Origin of the sequence: Azonexus sp. IMCC34842, from assembly GCF_050368855.1 — a bacterium.
Classification (GTDB): domain Bacteria; phylum Pseudomonadota; class Gammaproteobacteria; order Burkholderiales; family Rhodocyclaceae; genus Azonexus; species Azonexus denitrificans_A.
Genome location: NZ_CP178449.1, coordinates 402956 through 424139 on the forward strand (window position 1 = coordinate 402956; position 21184 = coordinate 424139).

Consider the following 21184-nt stretch of genomic DNA (forward strand, 5'->3'; position numbering starts at 1 on the left):
GAGGGCGGGGTAATGAAGAAAAATTTGCCGGTAACGGACCAGGAAGTCGTGCTCAGCCCCGACACGCTTATCGTTTCCAAAACGGACCTCAAGGGGATCATTACCTACGTCAATCGGGATTTTCTCGAAATCAGCGGGTTCGCCGAAGCCGAACTGATAGGCGAGCCACACAATCTGGTGCGTCACCCGGACATGCCGGTCGAGGCGTTTCGCGATCTGTGGGATACCTTGAAACAAAATCGGCCATGGACGGGGTACGTCAAGAATCGCTGCAAGAATGGCGATTACTACTGGGTTGAAGCCAATGTGACGCCGATCTGGGAAAACGCTTCGGTTACCGGCTACATGTCGGTCCGGCGCCGCGCGGATCCGGCGGTTGTCCGTCAAGTTGACGAGGTTTATCGCCAGTTCCGCGAGAAGCGCCAGGGCCGGCTGCAGATTGTCCGGGGGGCGGCGGTTTCCGGCGGCGAAGGGTGGGCCGGCAAGCTGCGCGACATGTCGTTGTCGACCAAGCTGAATCTGGTCGGACTATGCATGACGGCGATGCTGTTGATCCTCGGCTTTGCCGGCGATCGTCTCGGGGTCGGGGCACCGCTCATTGCGGTGGGCGGCTCAGTCATTGGTTTCGTGTTGTTGCGCCTGGTGGCGGCCGGCGTGCTGCAACCGCTCAGGGCGGTCAGCGATACTTTCCAGAAAATCGCGGCCGGCCAGTACGCCAACAAGTTCGATTTCAACCGTAATGACGAACTCGGCCAGGTCTTGCAGTCCATGCAAGCCATGCAGATCAAGCTCGGCTGTGACGTGGCGGAAGCCAATCGGATCGGCGAGGAGAATCTGCGCGTCAGGATCGGTCTGGATAACGTGGCAACCAACGTGATGATCGCCGACGATGCGCTGAACATCATTTACATGAACCGCGCGATACACGAGATGTTTGCCGCGGCGGAAAGCGATATCCGCAAGGATTTGCCGCAGTTTTCCCGGGCCGCGCTGATCGGCACCAATATCGATATTTTCCACAAGCATCCGGCGCATCAGCGCGGCCTGCTGGCCGGCCTGACTGGCACGCATCGGGCGCTGATCGAACTGGGTGGCCGGACGTTCTCCCTGGCGGTGACGCCGGTGATCAATGAGCGTCGGCAACGCGTCGGGTTCGCCGTTGAATGGCTTGATCGTACGGCTGAAGTGGCGGTCGAGGAGGAGGTTGCCGACATCGTCAGCGGGGCGGCGCGCGGTGATTTTGCGCGGCGCGTTACGGTCGATGGTAAAAGCGGCTTCTTTTTGCGCCTGGCCAACGATCTCAATCAGCTGCTGACGATCAGCCAGCAAGGTCTCGACGACATCGCCCATGTGCTTGGCGCCATGGCCGACGGCGATCTGACCAAGACGATATCGGCCAATTACGAAGGGACTTTCGGGCGGCTGAAAGACGGTGCCAACCTGACGGTAAACCGTTTGCGCGAAATCGTCGATCACATCAAACAGTCGACGGATGCGATCAACACTGCGGCCAAGGAAATCGCCGCCGGCAACCAAGATCTTTCCAGTCGCACCGAAGAGCAGGCGAGCAGCCTGGAGGAAACGGCGTCGAGCATGGAGCAACTGACCAGCACCGTCAAACAGAACGCCGAGAACTCGCGGCAAGCCAATGAACTGGCCGGTAGCGCCCAGCAGGTCGCCGTCAAGGGCGGCGAAATCGTCGGGCAGGTTGTCCTGACGATGAGTGCCATTCACCAGTCGAGCAGAAAAATCGCCGAAATTATCGGCGTCATCGACGGCATTGCCTTCCAGACCAATATCCTGGCCCTCAACGCCGCCGTCGAAGCGGCCCGGGCTGGCGAACAGGGGCGCGGCTTCGCCGTCGTGGCGACCGAGGTGCGCAACCTGGCCCAGCGTAGTGCGGCGGCGGCCAAGGAAATCAAGGGCTTGATCTCCGATTCCGTCGAAAAAGTCGAAACCGGCAATAAACTGGTCGACCAGGCGGGGCAGACCATGGAAGATGTGGTGGGCAGCGTCAGACGCGTCGCCACGATCATGGCTGACATTTCGGCGGCCAGCCGCGAACAGAGTTCAGGCATCGAGCAGGTCTGCCTCGCGGTGACTCAGATGGATGAAGTGACGCAGCAGAACGCGGCGCTGGTCGAACAGGCGGCGGCGGCAGCAGAGAGCCTTGAAGAGCAGGTGCACAGCCTGGCCGAGGCCGTATCGGTATTTCAGCTGGCCGAGAGCGGGCCGGTCGGGAAAATGGCGAGCCGGGTGCCACCGGGACGACAACAACAATCCAGGGCGGAGCGGCTGGGTGCCAGGAAGGCGCCGGCGCTTCCGGCCTCTTTGGATGATGAATGGGAGGAGTTTTGACCATGATAGATCTCAAAAAGCCGGGGTTTCCTCCGTCCTCAACAGCTAGTTCCTTGACGGGGGGCTTGCCGCCCCGCGAGCAGGGGGCGCGGGAATTCGTTTTTTCCGCCGCTGATTTCGAACGGGTTCGCAAGCTGATTTATCAGCATGCCGGCATTTCGTTGTCGCCCGTCAAGCAGGATATGGTGTATTCGCGGCTGGCCCGCCGTCTTCGGGCAACCGGCAAACAGACTTTTGTTGATTATCTCGATGCCCTGGAAAAGAACGGCGGCGATGAATGGGAGCGTTTCGTCAATTCACTGACCACCAACCTGACCTCGTTTTTCCGCGAACCGCATCACTTTCCGATTCTTGCCGAACATCTGCGGCAAATCGGTACGCGGCGCCCGATCCGTATCTGGTGTTCGGCGGCATCGACTGGCGAAGAGCCTTATTCGATCGCCATAACGGTGGCCGAAACATTCGGCACCAATACCTCGCATGTTTCGATCGTCGCCTCCGATCTTGATACCAACGTGCTGGCAACGGCCCGGAAAGCGGTCTATCCGCTTGAGCGGGTCGAGAAACTTTCGCCGGAGCGTTTGCGCAAGTTTTTCATGCGCGGAACCGGTAGCCAGGAAGGCTATGTCTCCGTCCGGCCCGAGTTGAAGGACATGATCGAGTTTCAACGGGTCAATCTGCTGGATGCGCACTATTCGGTCAAAGGGCCGCTCGACATCATCTTCTGCCGCAATGTGATGATCTATTTCGACAAGCCGACCCAGTACAAAATACTTTCCCGATTTGCGCCCATGCTGCAGCCGGATGGTTTGATGTTGGCCGGGCATTCGGAGAGTTTCTTGCACGCGGCCGATCTGTTCAAGTCGTTGGGCAAGACGGTCTACGCCCTGGCCAAGCCCAGGTAGAAGGGGAGACGTGGCGCACGCCTACGACGAGCATCTGGCCAGCAATCGTTACCATGATCGGAACTTCGGGCTGGAGGCAGCGAAGATTTTGCCCGGGGAGTACTTCGTCTCCGAAAGCGGGATGCTGCTGGTAACGGTCCTCGGCTCATGTGTTGCCGCCTGCATTCGCGATACCGATGCCGGCGTTGGCGGGATGAATCATTTCATGTTGCCCGATGACGGCGGGCGGGAGACAGTCGGTTCTTCGGCACGCTATGGCACTTATGCCATGGAAGTGTTGATCAATCATCTGCTCAAAATGGGCGCCCGACGCAATCGCCTGGAGGCCAAGGTTTTCGGTGGGGGGGCGGTTCTGGCGAGTCTGTCGAGCAGCAATGTCGGTGTGCGCAATGCCGAGTTCGTGCTGAATTACCTGAAGACAGAAAAAATTCCTGTCGTGGCCAAGGATTTGCTCGATTCATATCCACGAAAAGTCTATTACTTTCCGCAAACTGGGCGTGTTCTGGTAAAGAAGTTGCACCGGGTGCACAATGAAACCTTGTTCAGTCGCGAACGCGACTACAAGGAGCGTCTGTCAAGCGCCAAGGTGGAAGGCGATATCGAATTGTTCATTTGATATGTTTTCCCCGATATAAATACCCAATTTATCCAATCTATGCCGAAAAAAACCCGAGTATTGATCGTTGATGATTCCGCAACAATGCGCAGCGTGCTGGCTGAGATGATCAATGCTACGCCGGATCTGGAGGTTGTCGGCATGGCTCCCGATGCTGTCGTTGCCCGTGAAATGATCAAGGCGCTCAATCCTGATGTGCTGACGCTCGATTTCAATATGCCAAAGATGGATGGTGTGGAGTTTCTCGATCGTCTGATGCGTCTGCGGCCGATGCCGGTGGTGATGGTTTCATCCTTCACCGAAGCCGGGTCGGAGACGACATTGAAAGCGCTTGAACTGGGGGCGGTCGATTTCATTGGCAAGCCGCGAGCCGACGGCAGTAAACGCATGGAAGACTATGCGGAGGAACTGACCGAGAAGATTCGCGGCGCCCGGGGAGCCCGGGTTCGCCGTTTGTCGACGCCGCATGCCGGGGCGTCGTCTCCGGCGCCGCTCCCGTCATCTGCTTCCCCGACGTCGCCGGCGCGCAGCATGCCGAGCGGCAAAATCCTTTTCGTCGGCGCGTCGACCGGCGGTACCGAAGCGATCAAGGATTTTCTCCTCGGGCTTCCCGCAGATTGCCCGCCTGTCCTGATCGTTCAGCATATGCCGGAGGCGTTTACCGCTTCCTTCGCTCGCCGTCTTGACGGTCTTTGCGCGCCCCGTGTATTGGAAGCCCAAGGGAATGAAAAGGTCGAATCGGGGAAAGTGTACATCGCACCCGGGCACTCCCATTTGAGGATCCGCCGCACGCCGTCGGGTTATGTTACCGAGTTGCTTGCGACGGAACCGGTGAACCGGCATCGGCCTTCTGTCGACGTGCTTTTCGATTCGGCAGCCAGCCTGGTCGGGCGGCAAGCCATCGGCGTCATTCTCACCGGAATGGGCAAGGATGGTGCACAAGGATTGCTGCGCATGCGTCAATCCGGCGCTCGCACCTTCGGGCAGGATGAAGCGAGCTGCGTGGTATATGGAATGCCGCGCGAAGCTTTTCTGATCGGGGCTGTCGAGGAACAGTGCGGGCTTGACGACATTTCCAAGCGCGTTTTGCAGGCGGCGAGTCGCTAGTTTTTTTGGGGCTTGTCGCTGATGGACAAAGTATTACACTAAGTATCGATTCAGATTTCACAAAAATAGGAAATCAAATGCACGCAAATGTTCTCACGGAAGCTGGAAAAACAGTGATCAAACTGACCGGCAGGTTCGACTTCAATACCCATCGCGAGTTTCGCGGGGCCTATGAACCACTGGTCAGCGATCCGGCGATTCGCACCGTGGTTGTTGATCTGTCGGGGGTCGACTACCTCGATAGTTCGGCGCTCGGCATGCTGCTGATGTTGCGCGACAAGTTGGGGGGAGCCAACAAGGAGGTTGCACTGGCCGGAGTTCGTGGTAACGTAAAGCAAGTGCTAGATATTGCCAATTTTAGTAAATTATTCCCAATTTTGTAAGATAATGACTCCTGTGGTCGTTGCTGTGGAATGTGGGGAGCAGTGGTATGCGCCAGGGGGCCGTGATTTATCGGCCATGGAAAAGCGTGTATTCTAGATATCGCTTGGGTCGATAAGCAGACCACTAGGCCGATTGCAAGACGTGCGAGGGAATGACGATGTCAGAGTTGTTAAAAAATATTGATGCGCGAACGAAGCTTGCAGGCACCAACAAGCTTGAGATTTTGTTGTTCTTTCTTGGCGTGGACCACCGAACAGGCCGCCGGGAAACCTATGGCATCAATGTTTTCAAGGTGCGCGAGGTGATGCGGACTCCGCTTATTACCGCGGCTCCCGAGATGCCGGCTTCGGTCGAGGGAATGGTCAGTCTGCGTGGCGCGTTGGTTCCCGTCATCGACTTGGCCAAGTATTCGGGAATTTCGGCTGAAACGCCGCGCGAGATCATGATCGTGACCGAATATAACGGCCATACGCAAGGCTTTCTGGTCGAGGGGGTCGATACGATCCTGCGTCTTGACTGGAGCAAGATGCGCGTCCCGCCGGAAATGCTGACGGCCCAGACTGGTGGTTTGGTGACCGCCGTGACCGAACTCGAAGATGGTCGCCTGGTGATGATGATGGATGTCGAAAAGGTGCTTTCCGAAACGACCGGTATCGACAACGAAATAATGTTCCGCGGCGTCGTGCCGCTGGACCGCCCGGATGCCACGGTTTTCTATTGCGATGACTCCAGTGTGGCGCGCAAACAGATCGAGCGAACCTTGTCCGTGATGGGGGTCAAGGGCATCAGTGCGGTGAATGGCCGCATGATGTGGGAAGAACTGGAGCGTGTGGCGACCTATGCGCAGACTATTGATAAACCGGTTTCGTCGATTGTCAGCTTGGTGTTGACCGATATCGAGATGCCGGAAATGGATGGCTACATCCTGACCAGAAGAATCAAATCCGACCCGCGCTTCAACGGGGTTCCGGTGATCATGCATTCATCCCTGTCAGGCATGTCGAACCAGCAGCTCGGCCTGTCGGTCGGGGTCGATGAATACGTGCCCAAGTTCGAGCCGCAGCGGTTGTCGGAAACCCTGGCTCGCCGCCTGGGTGTCGAGAACGTGCCGGTCAAGGCAGCGTGAGTATTAGCGGGGGATGGTTATGAATCTCGTTGAAAACAAGAATCTGCTCGATAGCGTTGACGCGCGTACTCGCCTTGCAGGTTCCAATAAAATGGAAATCCTGCTTTTTACGCTGGGTACCCGTGAAATATTCGGCATCAATGTCTTCAAGGTGCGTGAGGTGGGCCGGACGCCGCACATCACGAAAACCCCTAACATGCCGCGTGGTGTCGAAGGCTTGATTTCCTTGCGCGGCAATGTGATTCCGGTCCTTTCGCTGGCCCCATTCATGCAGCTCGATGGTGTTCCGGATGGATTGGGCAAGACGATGATGGTTGCCGAATATTCCAAACGGACACTCGGTTTCCTGGTGCATGAGGTTGATCGCATCATTCGGGTGGACTGGGAGCGCGTCAAGGCGCCGGAAAGTGTCTTGTCTACCAATCAGGGGCTGATTACCGCGGTCATCGAACTGGATGGCGGCGGTCTGGTTTCGATCCTTGATGTCGAGCAGGTTTTGGCCAACGCCTTTGGCGAGGCAATGATCGTTGACATCACGCCGGCCAGGGTGAGTCCTGATACCAATGTGTTTTTTGTCGATGATTCGGTTGTGGCCCGCCGGAAGATTGCCGAAGTTCTCGACAAATTGGGCGTCCGTCATAAACATGCTACCAACGGCATGGAGGCATGGACCCGCCTGCAAGGCATCGCGGCTCATTCGCTGCAGAGTGGCGGCAACATTCGCGACGAGATTCGGCTGATTCTGGTTGATGCGGAAATGCCCGAGATGGACGGCTATGTGCTGACCAAAAATATCAAATCAGACGCCCGTTTCGAGGGAGTGCCGGTCGTAATGCACTCGTCTCTGTCCTCCGAAGCCAATCGTGCGATGGGCAAATCGGTGGGCGTTGATGCCTATGTTGCAAAATTCGATGCCGAGGCGCTGGCTGACACATTGCGTCCCTTGATTGAACGATAACAAGCAAAAACTCCGGAGTACCGCATGGCAGCTGATCCAAAAATGAGATTCCTGGTGGTGGATGATTTTTCCACCATGCGTCGAATTGTTCGCAACCTTCTGAAGGAACTGGGCTTTACCAACGTCGATGAAGCCGAAGACGGCGCAATCGCGTTGCAGAAGCTTCAGGGTGGTGGTTTCGAGTTTGTCGTTACCGACTGGAACATGCCGAACATGGATGGTCTGACCCTGCTGCAGTCGATCAGGGCAACTCCCAATCTCAAGCATTTGCCGGTGTTGATGATTACCGCTGAAGCCAAGAAGGAAAATATTATTGCCGCAGCTCAGGCTGGTGCCAGCGGATATATTGTCAAGCCATTCACGGCCGGGACCTTGTCAGAAAAGCTGAACAAGATTTTCGAGAAAATGGGCCAGGCCTAAGGGGGAATCATGAGTACAACTAACGATTCCAACGACCTCGAGGCGCTCTTCGATTCAATCGCCTCTGACTATGCCCCGGCACCTGCCGCGGTCGTCACGCCTGTTGCCGCGCCTGCTGCCAGCTCGGCACCGAGCGGTCCCGACAGCGATGACCTTCAGGCCTTGTTCGATAGCGTGGCCGCCGATGCTCAAGCCGCCAATGCGGACGATGTTTCGAATGAGGAATGGCCAAAGCAGGAAGCCGTCTTCAATCGTATCGGTCACATGGCGCGTGCCTTGCACGATACCCTTGGTCAGCTTGGCTATGACAAGTTTCTCGAAAAGACTGTCTCGGCCCTGCCGGATGCCAAGGACCGCCTGGCCTATATTGCCAATCTGACGGAACAGGCTGCCTGTCGCGTTCTGAACGCTACCGATATCGCCGGTCCGCTGGTTAATGAGGTCGAAAATGACTCGCGCGCGCTTGGCGCGCGGTGGGACCAGGTTTTCGCCAATCAGATGGGGACTGATGAGTTCAAGAAGTTGGCAACGGAAACGCGAGCCTTCCTGAGCGAGCAGTTGCCGCAAAAAACCCAAGCGACCCATGCGCAGCTGACTGAAATCATGATGGCCCAGGATTTTCAGGATCTTACCGGGCAGGTAATCAAGAAAATCGTAGGTCTGGCGCAAGAGCTGGAATCCGGGTTGATGGGGGTGCTCATCGAAGTGCTTCCTGAGACGAAGCGGACTGTAGAAGTAACCAGTCTGATGAATGGCCCTGTTGTCAATGCGGCGGGCCGTACCGATGTTGTCGTTAACCAAGAGCAAGTCGATGATTTGCTGGATAGCCTCGGTTTCTGAGGGGGATCGAAAATGAGCGACTTTGCCGGAATGGAAGAACTTCTGCAGGATTTTTTGCAGGAGGCATACGACCTGCTGTCCGATGTGGACAACAAACTGGTTGATCTTGAAAAGACGCCTGATGATCGGGTGCTTCTCAACGACATCTTTCGCGGCTTTCACACAGTCAAGGGCGGCGCGGGGTTTCTCAACGCCGCTGAACTGGTAACGCTATGTCACCTCACGGAAAATCTGTTCGATCGCCTGCGCAACGGTGAATTGGAATTAAACCCGGAGTTGATGGACGTCATCATGGCGGCCACCAAAGGCGTCCGCGAAATGTTTGGCGAACTGGGGCAGATGGTTCTGCCGCAGCCGGCAGACCCGCATGTTATCGCGGCGTTGCAGGGAGTGTTGAGCACCGAGTCAGGTAATTCCGCGCCAGCGCTTGCCGTAGAACCCCCTGCCGCAACTTCGCCGGCGGCATCGTCGGCGCCTGGTGAGCCGAATTGGGACGCTTTACATGCATCGGTCAGTGGTGGCCCCGTCGCGGCGCAAGGCGAGTTGATTACCAAGGCGGAAACAGCAACCGCAGCGGCATCAAGTGCCGGAACGTCTGCCGTCACCACGTCGCCGGCCGAAGGCGGGGCTGCAACGCCGTCTCCCTTTGGTCGCCGGGCGAACGACAAGCCGGGGGCGGCGCCCACATCGGCCCGTCGGGTTGAGGAGCGGGGTGTTCGTGAGAATACGATACGCGTTGATACCTCGCGTCTCGACCAGGTTCTGAATCTCTCGGGTGAAATTGGCCTGACCAAGAACCGGTTGACGAGTTTGCGGGCCGATATTCTTGCCGGCAAGAACGATTCGGAAACCTTGCATGCGCTCGATCAGGCGGTGAGCCAGCTTGATCTGCTGGTCTCCGATCTGCAGAACTCGGTTATGAAGACGCGGATGCAGCCGATTGGGCGGTTGTTCCAGAAATATCCGCGCATCGCGCGCGACCTGGCCCGTCAGTTGGGCAAGGATGTCGAGCTGGTTCTGGCCGGCGAAGAAACGGAAGTCGACAAGACCATGATCGAAGATCTGGCCGACCCGTTGATTCACCTGATTCGTAACGCCGTCGATCATGGCGTCGAGATGCCGGATGAGCGCCAGATGTCCGGCAAGCCGGTCAAGAGCCTGGTTCGACTCGAAGCGCGCCAGGAAGGCGACCATATCGTTCTGATTATTGCCGATGATGGCAAGGGCATGAGTGCCGAGCGCATCCGGGCCAAGGCGGTCGAGAAGGGGCTGGTTTCCGAAGAGGAGGCCAACACCATGGATGAACGTCAGAGTCTGAATCTGATTTTCCTCCCCGGCTTTTCAACCAAGTCGCAAATCTCCGACGTTTCCGGTCGGGGGGTTGGCATGGACGTTGTGAAAACCAATATCCAGAAGCTCAACGGAGCCATCGAAATTCGCTCCGAGCTTGGCAAGGGTTCGGTATTCATCATCTCCTTGCCCCTGACTCTGGCGATCTTGCCGGTGTTGCTGGTTCTTCTGGGCAATCAGCCATTTGCCTTGCCATTGTCGATGGTCCGGGAGATCCTGCCGATCGAGCAGAGCCGCATTCAGGAGGTGGGAGGCAAGGAAACCCTTGTCGTGCGCGGCGAAGTGTTGCCCGTTATTTCGCTGGCCAGGATGCTCGGTTGGCCGCTCTCGCAATATCCTGAGTATGGCGTCTTTATGCAGACGGCGGAGCGCAGCTTTATTCTCGGCGTCGATAGTTTTGCCGGGCGCGATGACGCGGTGATCAAGTCGCTTGAAGATTTCCGGCCGAAGGGTGTGGCCGGGGTGACGACCCTGTCGAACGGTCAGATTGTGCTGATTCTCGACATGAAGGAATTGCTGGCGGATCTCGGTCAGCATCCAGATATGGCGGCTGGCCTGCGGAAGCTCGACTTCGTCTGATTTCCTTTTCCTGTCAACGAGTTGAGAGGGGGCTTGCCCCCTCTTTTCTTTTTTGAAGGTTTACCATGTTGTCATGTGCTTGCACGTGGCATCTGAGAAACAGGCTAAATAAACACACGTACCTCTTTAATTTTTTTGGTTTTTTCCTATAATAGCCTCATCAACTCCTGAAGACGGCTATGGCGGAAGAGAGCGATCTCGAGAAAACAGAGGAGCCTACTGGTAGGCGCATCGAGCAGGCCCGCGAAAAGGGTCAGGTTCCTCATTCCCGTGAACTCGGTACTTTCCTGGTTTTGATTGCCGCTGGCGCGGCGTTCTGGACGATGGGCGGCTGGTTCATGCAGCGCTCGATGGCCATCACCTACAAGGCATTCTCGATCGAGCCCGCATTCATGCACGAGCCGGCGCTGATGTTGCCGCGTTTGGCTGAGATTTCGGGCGATGCCCTGCTGGTCTTCGCGCCCTTGCTGGCCGTTCTGGTCTTGGCCGCGATTCTTCCCCCATTTTTTCTCAATGCCTGGGTTTTTTCGATTACCGCGCTGGTCCCTGATCTGAATCGTCTGAATCCGCTCTCCGGGATTGGTCGAATGTTTTCCTGGGGCAGTCTGATGGAGCTCGGCAAGGCTGTTCTCAAGGCCGCCCTGATTGGTGGTGTCGCGGTCATCGTCATTTGGAAGCAACGCGACGAAATCTTTGGCCTGCTGACGGAACCTCTGGAGTCGGGCCTAGTGCATGCCGGTCAAATGGTGACTTTTTCCTTCTTGATCCTGGTCGCCACGCTGGTCCTTGTGGTTGCTGCCGATGTGCCCTTCCAGCTCTGGCAATACTTCGACAAGCTGAAGATGAGCAAGGACGAGGTCAAGCAGGAAATGAAGGAAATGATGGGCGACCCGCATGTCAAGGGCCGTATTCGTAGCCTGCAGATGCAGGCTGCCCGCAAACGCATGATGGCAGCCGTGCCGCAAGCCAATGTGATCGTCACCAATCCAACGCACTTTGCGGTGGCGCTATCCTATCGGACCGGAATGGATGCGCCCAAGGTGGTGGCCAAGGGGGCCGGGGCAGTCGCCTTGAAAATTCGCGAAATTGCCGTCGAAAATGCGGTACCGATCATGGAGGCGCCGCCTCTGGCTCGAGCCCTCTACAAACACGCCAATCTCGATGCCGAAATACCCTCCGCCCTGTACAACGCAGTCGCGGAGGTTCTTGCATATATCTACCAGCTTGCCAACTGGCGCCAGGCCGGCGGGGTCTATCCGGTCCCGCCGCGCGATCTGCCGGTGCCGCCTGAGCTTGTTCCGGAGGCGGCGTAAGTGGCAACCTCTTCCCTCAGCATGCAAAGCCTTCTCGGGCGCCTGAGTTCGACGCAACTGGCGGCGCCGATCCTGATTCTGATGATCCTGTCGATGATGGTCCTGCCATTACCGGCCTTCGTCCTCGATCTGTTCTTTACTTTCAATATCGCCATTTCGGTGCTTGTCCTGCTGGTTGCGGTCAACACCCAAAAGACTCTCGATTTCTCGGTCTTCCCGACGGTCTTGCTGGTCACCACCCTGATGCGTCTGTCGCTCAACGTCGCGTCGACCCGGGTGGTCATGCTCGAGGGGCATAACGGTCCGGATGCGGCGGGCAAGGTGATTGAGGCCTTTGGCCATTTCCTGGTCGGTGGCAACTACGCCGTCGGCATCCTCGTCTTCATGATTCTGGTGATCATCAACTTCGTCGTGATCACCAAGGGCGCCGGGCGCGTCGCTGAGGTGGCTGCCCGCTTCACGCTGGATGCGATGCCCGGCAAGCAGATGGCCATCGATGCCGATCTCAACGCTGGCCTGATCGGTGAGGACGAGGCTCGCAAGCGTCGTTCCGACGTCACCCGGGAGTCCGAGTTCTTTGGCTCAATGGACGGTGCCTCGAAGTTCGTCCGGGGCGATGCGGTGGCAGGCATCATCATTACGCTGCTCAACGTGGTTGGCGGCTTGATCGTTGGCGTCCTGCAACACGACATGGGGCTGGCGCAGGCGGCAAAGAATTACACCTTGCTGGCCATCGGCGACGGTCTGGTTGCCCAGATTCCCGGCCTGATCATTTCCATCGCCGCCGGTATGGTGGTAACCCGTGTCTCCGACGACCGCGACATCGGCCAGCAGGTCGTCGGTCAGATGTTCCGGAACAGCAAGGCCATCGCAATTACGGCCGCGATTATCGGGCTGCTCGGCATGATCCCGGGAATGCCGAACATGGTCTTCCTGATGCTGGCTTCGACATTGGGCTGGGCCGCCTGGAAGATGGCGCAGAAGGAGAAGCGCATTGTCGAAACCCCGGTCAAGGTTGCACCGCCGCCGGTCTCCGAGGCACTGGAAGCAAGCTGGAGCGATGTGGCGCCGCTCGACGTCCTTGGCCTGGAAGTCGGCTATCGCCTGATTCCGTTGGTGGACAAGTCGCAGGATGGCGAATTGCTGCGGCGAATTCGTGGTATTCGCAAGAAATTTGCACAGGAAGTCGGTTTCCTCGTTTCGCCGGTGCACATTCGCGACAATCTCGAATTGAAACCGAATGCCTACCGCATTCTCTTGAAGGGCGTCGAGGTTGGCCAGGGCGAGGCATATGTCGGTCAGTTTCTTGCCATCAACCCCGGTCGGGTCGCCGGCACCCTGAGCGGTGCGACGACCAAAGATCCGGCCTTCGGCCTGCCGGCAACGTGGATCGATGCTGGCCAGCGCGAACAGGCGCAAGCCTATGGCTACACGGTGGTCGATGCCTCAACTGTCGTGGCGACGCATCTCAATCACCTGATTCTGACTCACGCAGCAGAGCTGCTTGGGCGTCAGGAAGTGCAGCAGCTGCTCGAACATCTGGCCAAGGAAATGCCCAAACTGGTCGAGGACCTTGTTCCCAAGGTGCTGCCGCTGGGTACCTTGCAGAAGGTGTTGCATGGCCTGCTCGACGAAGGCGTTCATATCCGCGATATGCGCACGATCATCGAAACTGTCGCCGACCATGCGACGCGCACACAGAATGCCGACGAACTCACTACCCAAGTCCGCAATTCCTTGGGGCGGGCCATCGCTCAGCAGTTGTTCCCGGGCAATAGCGAAATGCAGGTCATGTCGCTTGAACCGACGCTCGAACGCCTGCTTTCGCAAGCCATCGGCGGCGGCTCGGAAAACACCAGCTTCGAGCCGGGTTTGGCCGATACGCTGGTTCGCGAAACGGCTGCTGCCGCCCAGCGCCAGGAAAGCCTCGGGCTGCCGGCGGTGCTGCTTGTGCCGGGCAGCCTTCGCGTACTTCTTTCCCGTTTCTTGCGCCGCACCGTGCCGCAGTTGAAGGTGTTGGCGCACAACGAAGTTCCAGAAAATCGAATTATCAAGGTGACCTCGGTTATCGGAGGTAAAACATGAACGTCAGAAAATTCATCGCCGCCAACGCAAGGGATGCCTTGCGGAAAGTCAAGGAAACCCTCGGTAACGACGCGATCATTCTTTCCAATCGCGGCATTCCCGGCGGCGTCGAAATCATGGCGGTGGCCGCGCGTGACATGGCGATGATCGTTCCGACTCAGGTCGCCGACCGGGCGCCAGCTGAGCGCCGCCCAGCCCAGGTTGATTTCGAGGATGATTATCGGGTTTCCCTGACTACAGCACGGGCGCAGGCCGCACAGCCGGTTCAGCGTCATGCCATTCCGCAGGCTGCGCCTGTCGCGGCACCGCGGCCGACCGTTCAGCCCGGAGTCGCCGCTCGTTCAGTGGGTACGGTCAATGCTGGAATACCGAAAACCGGTTCGTTGCGCAATCTCGAAATGGGCCGCCCTCAAGCTGCTGCCGCTGCAGTACCGCCGTCGGCTCAGAATTCAACAGCTACACCACGCCAGCAGACTCCGGCGAGCCAGCCGCCGCGCCGCGCCGAAGCGGAAGTGGTGCCCATGGAGGTCATGGAAGAGATCCGTTCCTTGCGCAAAATGGTCGAGCAGCATCTGGCCGGCTTTGCCTGGGGTGAGGCTTCACGCTCTGAGCCGGTGAAAACTGATGTCTTGCGCCAGATGCTTGATTCCGGTTTTTCGCCACAGTTTGCCCGCGATCTGCTGACCGATTTGCCGGTCGAGATGGGTGCCACCGAGGCAATGGCTTGGGTTAAAGGAGCTGCCGACCGGTCGTTGTTCACCATCGGTAATGAAAGTGACATCGTCGACCGTGGCGGTGTATACGCGCTGGTCGGCCCGACCGGGGTTGGCAAGACCACGACGACAGCCAAACTGGCCGCTCGTTGTGTCCTGCGGCATGGTCCGAGCAAGGTCGCGCTGGTCACCACCGATGGCTATCGGATCGGGGCCCATGAGCAGTTGCGCATATACGGTCGCATCCTCGGCGTCTCGGTCTATCTGGTCAAGGATGCGGTTGAGTTGCGCCAGACCTTGAAGGAGCTGCAGCACAAGCACATGGTCTTGATTGATACCATGGGCATGAGTCAGAAGGACAAGTTGGTCCCCGAGTTGACCGATATGCTTGCCGGCTGTGATGTGCAGCGTCTGCTGCTGCTCTCGTCCACTTCGCGCGGCGACACGCTGGATGACGTTGTCCGGGCTTATGAGGGCGACAATCTGGCCGGCTGCATCCTGACCAAGATCGACGAGGCCGCTAGTCTGGCGACGCCGCTCGACGTGATCATGCGACACGGGCTGAAACTGCATTACGTGTCCAACGGCCAGCGTGTGCCGGAAGATCTGCATCTACCGAATCGCGGCTATTTGCTGCATCGTGCGTTCAAGGATGTTCCGGAAACCTCACCGCACAAACATAGCGGTGTCGAGCCGGCGCTGATGATGGCCAATGCCGGCATGGTTTCAGTCGGAGCTCGTCGTGGCTGATTTCCGGGTCGATCAGGCGGCCGGGCTGCGCCGCCTGCTTGGGGGCGGACAGCAGTTGCAGGTGGTGACGTTTGTTGCCGGCTGCGAAGGCGTTGGGCGGAGCGTCGCGGTTGCCAATTTGGGCGTGGCCTTGGCTCGGCTCGGCAAGGAAGTCCTGATCATTGACGAGCATGCCTCGCGCGATGACATCGCTTCGTCTTTTGGTCTGGTTGCCCGCTACGACTTGCTCAATGTGGTTCAGCGCGAGCTGAGCCTGGCGCAGGTCGTATTGCAGCCGATGAGAGGCCTCCGCGTGTTGCCGGCAAGCAAGGCGGTAAAAAAACTTGGGCGCCTTTCGTTGGCGCAGCAGCAAACCTTGCTTGACGCGATGTCCGGGCTCGAGCGGCCGGTCGATGTCATCCTGGTCGATGCCTGCATGTCCCATCCCAATGGTTTCTCACCATTCGGCCTGGCCTCGCAGGAGGCGGTTGTCGTGTTGTCCGGGAGTACCGCCTCGATTACCGAAGCCTATTCGCTGATCAAAAAGGTGAGTCAGGCATTCTCGCGCAAGCATTTCCGGATACTGGTCAATAAGGTACGCAGCCAGCCCGATGCCCGGTCGATTTACGAAAACATCGCGCAGGTCGCCGCGCAACGTGGCATTGCTCGGCTCGAATATGCCGGCGCCATTCCGCTCGATGAGTCTCTGCGTCAGTCATTCCTGCTCGGTCGGCCGGTTTTGCTGCAGGCGCCGGATTCCCCGTCAGCGGCGGCTTTCCGCGACATTGCCTCCGATCTGCTGTACTGGCAGCGCGGCGATGGAGAATCAGGCGGGGTCGAGCATTTTATGCAGCAACTGCTACACTTGAGCCAACGCATAACCCCGAATGTATTACGAGCCTGATGTATACCGCTGCCGGGCAGCCAGATAGAGACCTGTTGGTTCAGCGGTTCATGCCGCTGGTGAAGCGCGTCGCCTATCATTTGTTGGCGCGTCTGCCGGCCAGTGTCCAGTTCGACGATCTGGTGCAGAACGGGATGATCGGCCTGCTCGACGCGATGGAACGATATCAGGAAGGCTTCGGCGCCCAGTTCGAAACCTATGCGACGCAGCGGGTGCGCGGTGCCATGCTGGATGGCCTGCGGGAAAATGACTGGCTGCCACGTAGCCTGCGTCGCGAGTTACGGCGCATCGAAGCGGCTATCAACCAGCTCGAGCACGCCCATGGTCGCGCACCTTCGGAAAGCGAGTTGGCCGACGCGCTGGATATGACGTTGCTGGATTATCAGAAGACGCTCCAGGATGCACGGGGCCATCAGCTGGTGTATTTCGACGACTTCGCCGGTGAGGGCGATGAGGACTTTCTCGAACGCCATTTCACCGATAACGACGCTGACCCAGCGAATATCCTCGAAGACCGGAATACCCGGGAAATGCTGGTCCAGGCCATCGGCCTTCTGCCTGAACGGGAAAAGTTGATGATGGCGTTGTATTACGAACAGGAACTGAATTTGCGGGAAATCGGGGAAGTCATGGGAGTGACGGAGTCCCGCGTCTGCCAGTTGCATACTCAGGCGGTGGCGCGTCTGCGCAGCCAGTTCCTCGGTCAGATACCGGCAATTAAAAAGCGGCGCAAGGAGAAAACGCTTGGATAAAATCAGCCTGGCCGGCCTGGCGATCGGCCTGATCGCCATTATTGGTGGCCAGATACTCGAAGGGGGGCATGTTGGCTCGCTGGTTCAGCCAACGGCTTTGCTTATTGTCCTGGGGGGGACTTTGGGAGCTGTTCTTCTGCAAAGTCCGGCCCATGTCTTCAAGCGTGGCATGAAAATGGCCAAGTGGGTGTGGGTGCCGCCGATCATCGAGCAGAAGCGTCTGATCGAACAGGTTCTGACCTGGAGTCAGCTTTCTCGCCGCGAGGGCCTCTTGGCACTGGAAAACTATATTCCAGCCCTGAAAGACGACTTCGCCAAAAAGGGCCTGCAGTTGCTGGTCGATGGTGCCGATCCGGAGCGTATTCGTGAACTCCTCGAAGTCGAGATCGATACGTTCGAGGAAGAATGGCGGCAGTCGGCAAAAGTATGGGAGTCAGCCGGCGGCTACTCGCCAACCATCGGGATCATTGGTGCGGTGATGGGACTGATCCACGTGATGGAAAACCTGTCCGACCCGACCAAGCTGGGTTCGGGCATCGCGGTGGCGTTTGTTGCGACAATTTACGGGGTCGGCCTGGCCAATCTGGTTTACTTGCCGATTGCCGGCAAGCTCAAGTACTACATCACCAGAATGGTCGCCACTCGCGAAATGCTGATCGATGGCCTGGTCGGCATTGCCCTTGGCGACAATCCGCGCATTATCGAAGGTCGTCTGAAGGGCTATCTGCTCTAATGGCTCGCAAGCGCCGTCCGGAGGAGCCGGAGAACCACGAGCGCTGGATGGTTTCCTACGCCGACTTTCTGACGCTGCTGTTCGCATTCTTTGTTGTGATGTACGCGATTTCCTCGGTCAATGAAGGGAAATACAAGGTCCTTTCAAACTCGCTGTCGAATGCCTTCACGAACACTACGGCCGTAGCCGGCGGGCAGCCGATAGCCGTCCTGCAGGGCGCGCCGCCGATTCCTCCGCGGCCGATCGCGAAGCCGGACAAAGTGCCCGAACTGAAAAAAGTCGAGCAGCGCAACAAAATGAAAAGTATCGCCGGCGACATCATGCAGGCCCTGCAGCCGCTGGTCGCTCAAGGCAAAGTACGGCTGCTAGAAACCAGCCGGGGCGTGACCATTGAAATCAATGACAGCATTTTGTTTCCGGCCGGCCAGTCGAAGCTCCAGCCGGCATCGATCAGTGCCATGTTGGCGATCGCCCAAGTGTTGGCAGCCTCGGATTTTCCAATCACCATCGAAGGCCATACCGACAACGTGCCGATCGCAACGCCGCAGTTTCCCTCCAACTGGGAGCTCTCGGCCATGCGGGCGACCACCGTGCTGCGTCTGTTCAATGATGGTGGGGTTGGAGCGGAGCGTCTGACCGCAATTGGTTACGGCGAAACCAGGCCGCTCGAAACGAATACGACGGTGGAAGGGCGGGCGCGCAATCGGCGGGTCAGCATCCTGATCGACTCCAACCGTCCGGAAGAGCCAACCGAGATTCAAGAGCGACGGGTTGGCAATTAATACCGACTGATCGGCCCGCTGGCCTACAGATTCAGGCCGAGTCTACGATCCGGCTGCCGCTGATCGGGGCGGCTTGGCCGTCACTGCCATAGAGCGCGTGGTGTTGTTCGCTTTGCCGGGTAAGAATAGTCAAAGCATCTGAAGCGAGTTGTAGATGCATGGCGACAAGACCGGCGTTGAGTTCGTGTAGCTGTTTGGCTTCGCGGGACAACTCGAGCAATTTTTCCCAATTGACCGCAGCGGTGCTTTCTTCCGGGTGCTGAGCGAGCCATCCGGCCATTGCTTCACGGGTGTTCTGGTCGTCGGTAATGCCCAATGCCAAGCGCCGGTCGGCCTCGAGGGTGTTGAGTTGCTCGGCCAACCCGGTTTTTTCTGCCCCGATCTCTTGCAGTACTGAGGGATCAGCCCGCTTGAGCGCATCCTGCTCGTCTTTCAGCAGGACGACGAAGCGGGAAATCAGTTCAATCTCGCGCTCGGTAATCGCGGCAACTTCGGCCATCAGGCTTCCTGTTTGCTGCCGCTACTGACCAGGTCGCGGGCCGATTCGATCAACCGGTCGGCAATTGCCTCCGGATTGATCTTGAAGCGTCCTTCCGAGATGGCTTGCTTGATTTCCTGAATGCGCGCGGAGTTTACCGGGGGCTTTTCGCTTCCCGCGAGGGTGCTCCCCAGCTGACTGAGGCTTACCGATTCCGTTGGTTCGGCTGCTGGCGCGGCTTTTGGCGTTTGCGCCTTGGCGGCTATGGTGGCTGTCGTTGCCTTGTATGAACTGTCGATCTTCATGATGATCTTCTCAAAACTTTAGGAGTTGTCCTGATTATCGGCTAACGCGGAGCAAACTTTAGCTTAATACGAAACTTCGACGCTACCGTCAGCTTGTGCAACGCCACTCAGGGTCTGGCCGGAATTCATGCGAACCTGAACCATCTGGCCTTCAGCGGCATTGTTTACGGCTTTGCCCTCGGCGCTGACGGCGAAGCCCGAGCCGCGCGAGATGAGGCGGACCGACATGCCCTGGCGAACGACCAGCGGCGCCTGTAGTTGGTCGCTGCGCAGTGCTTGGCCGGCGCCCAGGGAATTCCGCAAAGTCTTCCCGATCGCCAGCTCGGGGTCGGTCACCACACCGGTCGGCAGGCTCGAAATATCGCCCGATAAGGTTGTCAGATCGCCAGCTTGCAGGGTTTGGCCGGCGGCCAGAGGGCGCGTGGTCGTAACGTAACTGCCGCTGACGGCAATTTGGACCGGCACCAAGGCACTCCAGATATTTGGGCCGAGGCAGCGCACGCCGATGTGGGTCTTGCCGCTCAGGCGCGTACCGGGGGGCGAGTAGGCTTCGTGAGCCGAGCAGGGGGGGAGTCGACTGACGTCAAGCTTGCCCATGGTGATGGTGACCTTGCCTGGTAAGCCTTGCGTTTGCAGGCGAACATAGCGTTCAGCGGTATCCAGAACGATGTCGGTTTCGGCCGGCAAGGCCTGGCTCGACAAGGTCAGGATGAGGATCAGGAGAAAGCTACGCGGCAACATCCGGCTATTTTGCCTGATCGACGGCTATCCGGGGCCGTTGTTGCGGCAACTTTTGCCGAGGTGGAGGCGCCTGAGTTGCCGGAAGGGGCGAAAAGCCGCGTTATTGTCGATGGCATGGACTGTGCTTTTAAAGCTTCGAATCTTTGGAGCGAATGATGGCCAGTCTTGAACAACATGTATCGGTACTAAGTCAGGCGATGAATCTGCGCACGCAGCGGCATCAGGTATTGGCGTCGAATATTGCCAACGCCGATACGCCGAATTACAAAGCGCGCGATTTCAGTTTTGAGTCAGCCATGCAGAATGCGTTGGCGGGGCGGAACTCGGCCGGTGGCGTAGATATGGCGCGGACCTCAGCAGGCCACATGAGTGGCAACGCGTCGAGCGGCCCGGCGATGCTGAAGTTCCGGACAGATACTCAATCGGCCGTCGACGGCAATACGGTCGATATGGATGTCGAGCGCACGCAGATCGCCGAAAACGCCCTGCAGTACCAGATTGTCAGTCAGTTGATCGGCGACAAGTTCAAGGGCATTCGTAGCGCACTGAGCAGCACTGGCAGTTAAAGGAAAGATCAATGAGCCTCTTCAATGTCTTCCAGGTTTCATCAAGCGCCATGACGGCGCAGTCGATGCGACTCAATACAACGGCCTCAAATCTGGCCAACGCCGACAGCATCATTTCTTCGGACGGCAAGCCGTATCGCGCCAAGCAGGTCGTATTCGAGGCGACGCCAATGGGTAACGCCGGCGAAATGTCGAAGGGCGTCCGGGTTCGCCAGATCGTCGAGGATGCGTCGCCGGCGCGCATGGTCTACGACCCGAAGAATCCGGCGGCGGATGAAAAGGGCTATGTTGCCTTTCCCAACGTCAATGTGGTCGAAGAAATGACCAACATGATTTCGGCCTCGCGTTCGTATCAAACGAACGTCGAGGTCATGAATACCGCCAAGACCATGATGCTGCGCACCTTGCAGATCGGTCAGTCCTAATTTTTCAGGAGAAGA

Annotated in this window: 22 protein-coding genes; 19 read left to right on the forward strand and 3 right to left on the reverse strand. The window is 58.0% G+C overall.

Translation table 11 applies throughout. The features are described from left to right. The first annotated feature begins 12 nt into the window (after nucleotides 1–12). The 17 genes from ACLIKD_RS01930 (at nucleotide 13) to motD (ending at nucleotide 18654) form a co-directional block, all read left to right on the forward strand. Entirely contained in the window at nucleotides 13–2358 is a 2346-nt protein-coding gene (locus ACLIKD_RS01930; protein WP_428826942.1) for a methyl-accepting chemotaxis protein, read from the forward strand. 2 nt (nucleotides 2359–2360) lie between these two features. Beyond that, complete coding sequence (locus ACLIKD_RS01935; protein WP_428826943.1) at nucleotides 2361–3263, forward strand: CheR family methyltransferase; 903 nt, start codon at nucleotides 2361–2363, stop codon at nucleotides 3261–3263. A gap of 10 nt (nucleotides 3264–3273) precedes the next feature. Next, nucleotides 3274–3879 carry a chemoreceptor glutamine deamidase CheD gene (gene cheD / locus ACLIKD_RS01940; RefSeq protein ID WP_226418631.1) on the forward strand — a complete coding sequence of 202 codons (606 nt, stop codon included), beginning with the start codon at nucleotides 3274–3276 and terminating at the stop codon, nucleotides 3877–3879. A gap of 39 nt (nucleotides 3880–3918) precedes the next feature. Further along, on the forward strand, nucleotides 3919–4986 hold the full coding sequence (locus ACLIKD_RS01945) for a protein-glutamate methylesterase/protein-glutamine glutaminase (protein WP_226418632.1): 1068 nt from the start codon (nucleotides 3919–3921) through the stop codon (nucleotides 4984–4986). 77 nt (nucleotides 4987–5063) lie between these two features. Further along, a complete protein-coding gene (locus ACLIKD_RS01950; protein ID WP_428826944.1) occupies nucleotides 5064–5369 on the forward strand; it encodes an STAS domain-containing protein in 306 nt (101 codons plus the stop codon). 158 nt (nucleotides 5370–5527) lie between these two features. Then, nucleotides 5528–6496, forward strand: a complete 969-nt coding sequence (locus ACLIKD_RS01955) for a chemotaxis protein (RefSeq protein WP_226419872.1) — start codon at nucleotides 5528–5530, stop codon at nucleotides 6494–6496. Between the two features lie 19 nt (nucleotides 6497–6515). Then, on the forward strand, nucleotides 6516–7454 hold the full coding sequence (locus ACLIKD_RS01960) for a chemotaxis protein (RefSeq protein WP_428826945.1): 939 nt from the start codon (nucleotides 6516–6518) through the stop codon (nucleotides 7452–7454). A 24-nt stretch (nucleotides 7455–7478) separates the two neighbouring features. Then, entirely contained in the window at nucleotides 7479–7874 is a 396-nt protein-coding gene (gene cheY, locus ACLIKD_RS01965; RefSeq protein ID WP_226418635.1) for a chemotaxis response regulator CheY, read from the forward strand. Nucleotides 7875–7883: 9 nt separating this feature from the next. After that, on the forward strand, nucleotides 7884–8714 hold the full coding sequence (gene cheZ, locus ACLIKD_RS01970) for a protein phosphatase CheZ (protein WP_428826946.1): 831 nt from the start codon (nucleotides 7884–7886) through the stop codon (nucleotides 8712–8714). 12 nt (nucleotides 8715–8726) lie between these two features. Further along, nucleotides 8727–10643: a chemotaxis protein CheA gene (locus ACLIKD_RS01975; RefSeq protein ID WP_428826947.1), complete on the forward strand. Its 1917-nt coding sequence runs from the start codon at nucleotides 8727–8729 to the stop codon at nucleotides 10641–10643. Between the two features lie 179 nt (nucleotides 10644–10822). After that, nucleotides 10823–11956 carry a flagellar biosynthesis protein FlhB gene (gene flhB, locus ACLIKD_RS01980; RefSeq protein ID WP_428826948.1) on the forward strand — a complete coding sequence of 378 codons (1134 nt, stop codon included), beginning with the start codon at nucleotides 10823–10825 and terminating at the stop codon, nucleotides 11954–11956. Between the two features lie 21 nt (nucleotides 11957–11977). Beyond that, a complete protein-coding gene (flhA, locus tag ACLIKD_RS01985) occupies nucleotides 11978–14041 on the forward strand; it encodes a flagellar biosynthesis protein FlhA (RefSeq protein ID WP_428828371.1) in 2064 nt (687 codons plus the stop codon). Continuing rightward, complete coding sequence (gene flhF, locus ACLIKD_RS01990; RefSeq protein WP_428826949.1) at nucleotides 14038–15504, forward strand: flagellar biosynthesis protein FlhF; 1467 nt, start codon at nucleotides 14038–14040, stop codon at nucleotides 15502–15504. Before flhA ends, flhF begins: the two co-directional genes overlap by 4 nt. Then, nucleotides 15497–16387 carry a MinD/ParA family ATP-binding protein gene (locus tag ACLIKD_RS01995; RefSeq protein WP_226418641.1) on the forward strand — a complete coding sequence of 297 codons (891 nt, stop codon included), beginning with the start codon at nucleotides 15497–15499 and terminating at the stop codon, nucleotides 16385–16387. Before flhF ends, ACLIKD_RS01995 begins: the two co-directional genes overlap by 8 nt. Then, nucleotides 16387–17139 carry an RNA polymerase sigma factor FliA gene (locus ACLIKD_RS02000; protein ID WP_428826950.1) on the forward strand — a complete coding sequence of 251 codons (753 nt, stop codon included), beginning with the start codon at nucleotides 16387–16389 and terminating at the stop codon, nucleotides 17137–17139. Before ACLIKD_RS01995 ends, ACLIKD_RS02000 begins: the two co-directional genes overlap by 1 nt. Next, complete coding sequence (locus tag ACLIKD_RS02005; protein WP_226418643.1) at nucleotides 17132–17872, forward strand: flagellar motor protein; 741 nt, start codon at nucleotides 17132–17134, stop codon at nucleotides 17870–17872. Before ACLIKD_RS02000 ends, ACLIKD_RS02005 begins: the two co-directional genes overlap by 8 nt. After that, nucleotides 17872–18654: a flagellar motor protein MotD gene (gene motD / locus ACLIKD_RS02010; RefSeq protein WP_428826951.1), complete on the forward strand. Its 783-nt coding sequence runs from the start codon at nucleotides 17872–17874 to the stop codon at nucleotides 18652–18654. Before ACLIKD_RS02005 ends, motD begins: the two co-directional genes overlap by 1 nt. Before the next feature lie 31 nt (nucleotides 18655–18685). Here the strand turns inward: motD and ACLIKD_RS02015 are convergent, their stop codons facing one another. The 3 genes from ACLIKD_RS02015 to flgA form a co-directional block, all read right to left on the reverse strand. Further along, a complete protein-coding gene (locus tag ACLIKD_RS02015) occupies nucleotides 18686–19153 on the reverse strand; it encodes a flagella synthesis protein FlgN (RefSeq protein ID WP_428826952.1) in 468 nt (155 codons plus the stop codon). Continuing rightward, nucleotides 19153–19437 (reverse strand): flagellar biosynthesis anti-sigma factor FlgM, encoded by a 285-nt coding sequence (gene flgM, locus ACLIKD_RS02020; RefSeq protein ID WP_226418646.1) that lies wholly within the window; start codon nucleotides 19435–19437, stop codon nucleotides 19153–19155. The genes ACLIKD_RS02015 and flgM overlap by 1 nt, the downstream gene beginning before the upstream one ends. 63 nt (nucleotides 19438–19500) lie before the next feature. Then, nucleotides 19501–20178: a flagellar basal body P-ring formation chaperone FlgA gene (gene flgA, locus ACLIKD_RS02025; RefSeq protein ID WP_428826953.1), complete on the reverse strand. Its 678-nt coding sequence runs from the start codon at nucleotides 20176–20178 to the stop codon at nucleotides 19501–19503. A gap of 155 nt (nucleotides 20179–20333) precedes the next feature. Here flgA and flgB point away from each other — a divergent pair, with 155 nt between their 5' ends. Together flgB and flgC are read left to right on the forward strand one after the other, a co-directional pair. Then, entirely contained in the window at nucleotides 20334–20744 is a 411-nt protein-coding gene (flgB, locus tag ACLIKD_RS02030) for a flagellar basal body rod protein FlgB (RefSeq protein ID WP_428826954.1), read from the forward strand. An 11-nt stretch (nucleotides 20745–20755) separates the two neighbouring features. Beyond that, a complete protein-coding gene (flgC, locus tag ACLIKD_RS02035) occupies nucleotides 20756–21169 on the forward strand; it encodes a flagellar basal body rod protein FlgC (protein ID WP_428826955.1) in 414 nt (137 codons plus the stop codon). Nucleotides 21170–21184: the final 15 nt, after the last annotated feature.

Excerpts from the sequence above, each read along its gene's own strand:
- ACLIKD_RS01975 (WP_428826947.1), top strand. The coding sequence starts at position 8,727 with ATGAGCGACTTTGCCGGAATGGAAGAACTTCTGCAGGATTTTTTGCAG.
- ACLIKD_RS01935 (WP_428826943.1), top strand. The coding sequence starts at position 2,361 with ATGATAGATCTCAAAAAGCCGGGGTTTCCTCCGTCCTCAACAGCTAGT.
- flhA (WP_428828371.1), top strand. The coding sequence starts at position 11,978 with ATGCAAAGCCTTCTCGGGCGCCTGAGTTCGACGCAACTGGCGGCGCCG.
- flhF (WP_428826949.1), top strand. The coding sequence starts at position 14,038 with ATGAACGTCAGAAAATTCATCGCCGCCAACGCAAGGGATGCCTTGCGG.
- ACLIKD_RS01930 (WP_428826942.1), top strand. The coding sequence starts at position 13 with ATGAAGAAAAATTTGCCGGTAACGGACCAGGAAGTCGTGCTCAGCCCC.
- ACLIKD_RS02000 (WP_428826950.1), top strand. The coding sequence starts at position 16,387 with ATGTATACCGCTGCCGGGCAGCCAGATAGAGACCTGTTGGTTCAGCGG.
- cheZ (WP_428826946.1), top strand. The coding sequence starts at position 7,884 with ATGAGTACAACTAACGATTCCAACGACCTCGAGGCGCTCTTCGATTCA.
- flhB (WP_428826948.1), top strand. The coding sequence starts at position 10,823 with ATGGCGGAAGAGAGCGATCTCGAGAAAACAGAGGAGCCTACTGGTAGG.
- motD (WP_428826951.1), top strand. The coding sequence starts at position 17,872 with ATGGCTCGCAAGCGCCGTCCGGAGGAGCCGGAGAACCACGAGCGCTGG.
- flgB (WP_428826954.1), top strand. The coding sequence starts at position 20,334 with ATGGCCAGTCTTGAACAACATGTATCGGTACTAAGTCAGGCGATGAAT.
- ACLIKD_RS01955 (WP_226419872.1), top strand. The coding sequence starts at position 5,528 with ATGTCAGAGTTGTTAAAAAATATTGATGCGCGAACGAAGCTTGCAGGC.
- flgA (WP_428826953.1), bottom strand. The coding sequence starts at position 20,178 with ATGTTGCCGCGTAGCTTTCTCCTGATCCTCATCCTGACCTTGTCGAGC.
- flgC (WP_428826955.1), top strand. The coding sequence starts at position 20,756 with ATGAGCCTCTTCAATGTCTTCCAGGTTTCATCAAGCGCCATGACGGCG.
- ACLIKD_RS01945 (WP_226418632.1), top strand. The coding sequence starts at position 3,919 with ATGCCGAAAAAAACCCGAGTATTGATCGTTGATGATTCCGCAACAATG.
- flgM (WP_226418646.1), bottom strand. The coding sequence starts at position 19,437 with ATGAAGATCGACAGTTCATACAAGGCAACGACAGCCACCATAGCCGCC.
- ACLIKD_RS01960 (WP_428826945.1), top strand. The coding sequence starts at position 6,516 with ATGAATCTCGTTGAAAACAAGAATCTGCTCGATAGCGTTGACGCGCGT.
- ACLIKD_RS01950 (WP_428826944.1), top strand. The coding sequence starts at position 5,064 with ATGCACGCAAATGTTCTCACGGAAGCTGGAAAAACAGTGATCAAACTG.
- ACLIKD_RS02015 (WP_428826952.1), bottom strand. The coding sequence starts at position 19,153 with ATGGCCGAAGTTGCCGCGATTACCGAGCGCGAGATTGAACTGATTTCC.
- cheY (WP_226418635.1), top strand. The coding sequence starts at position 7,479 with ATGGCAGCTGATCCAAAAATGAGATTCCTGGTGGTGGATGATTTTTCC.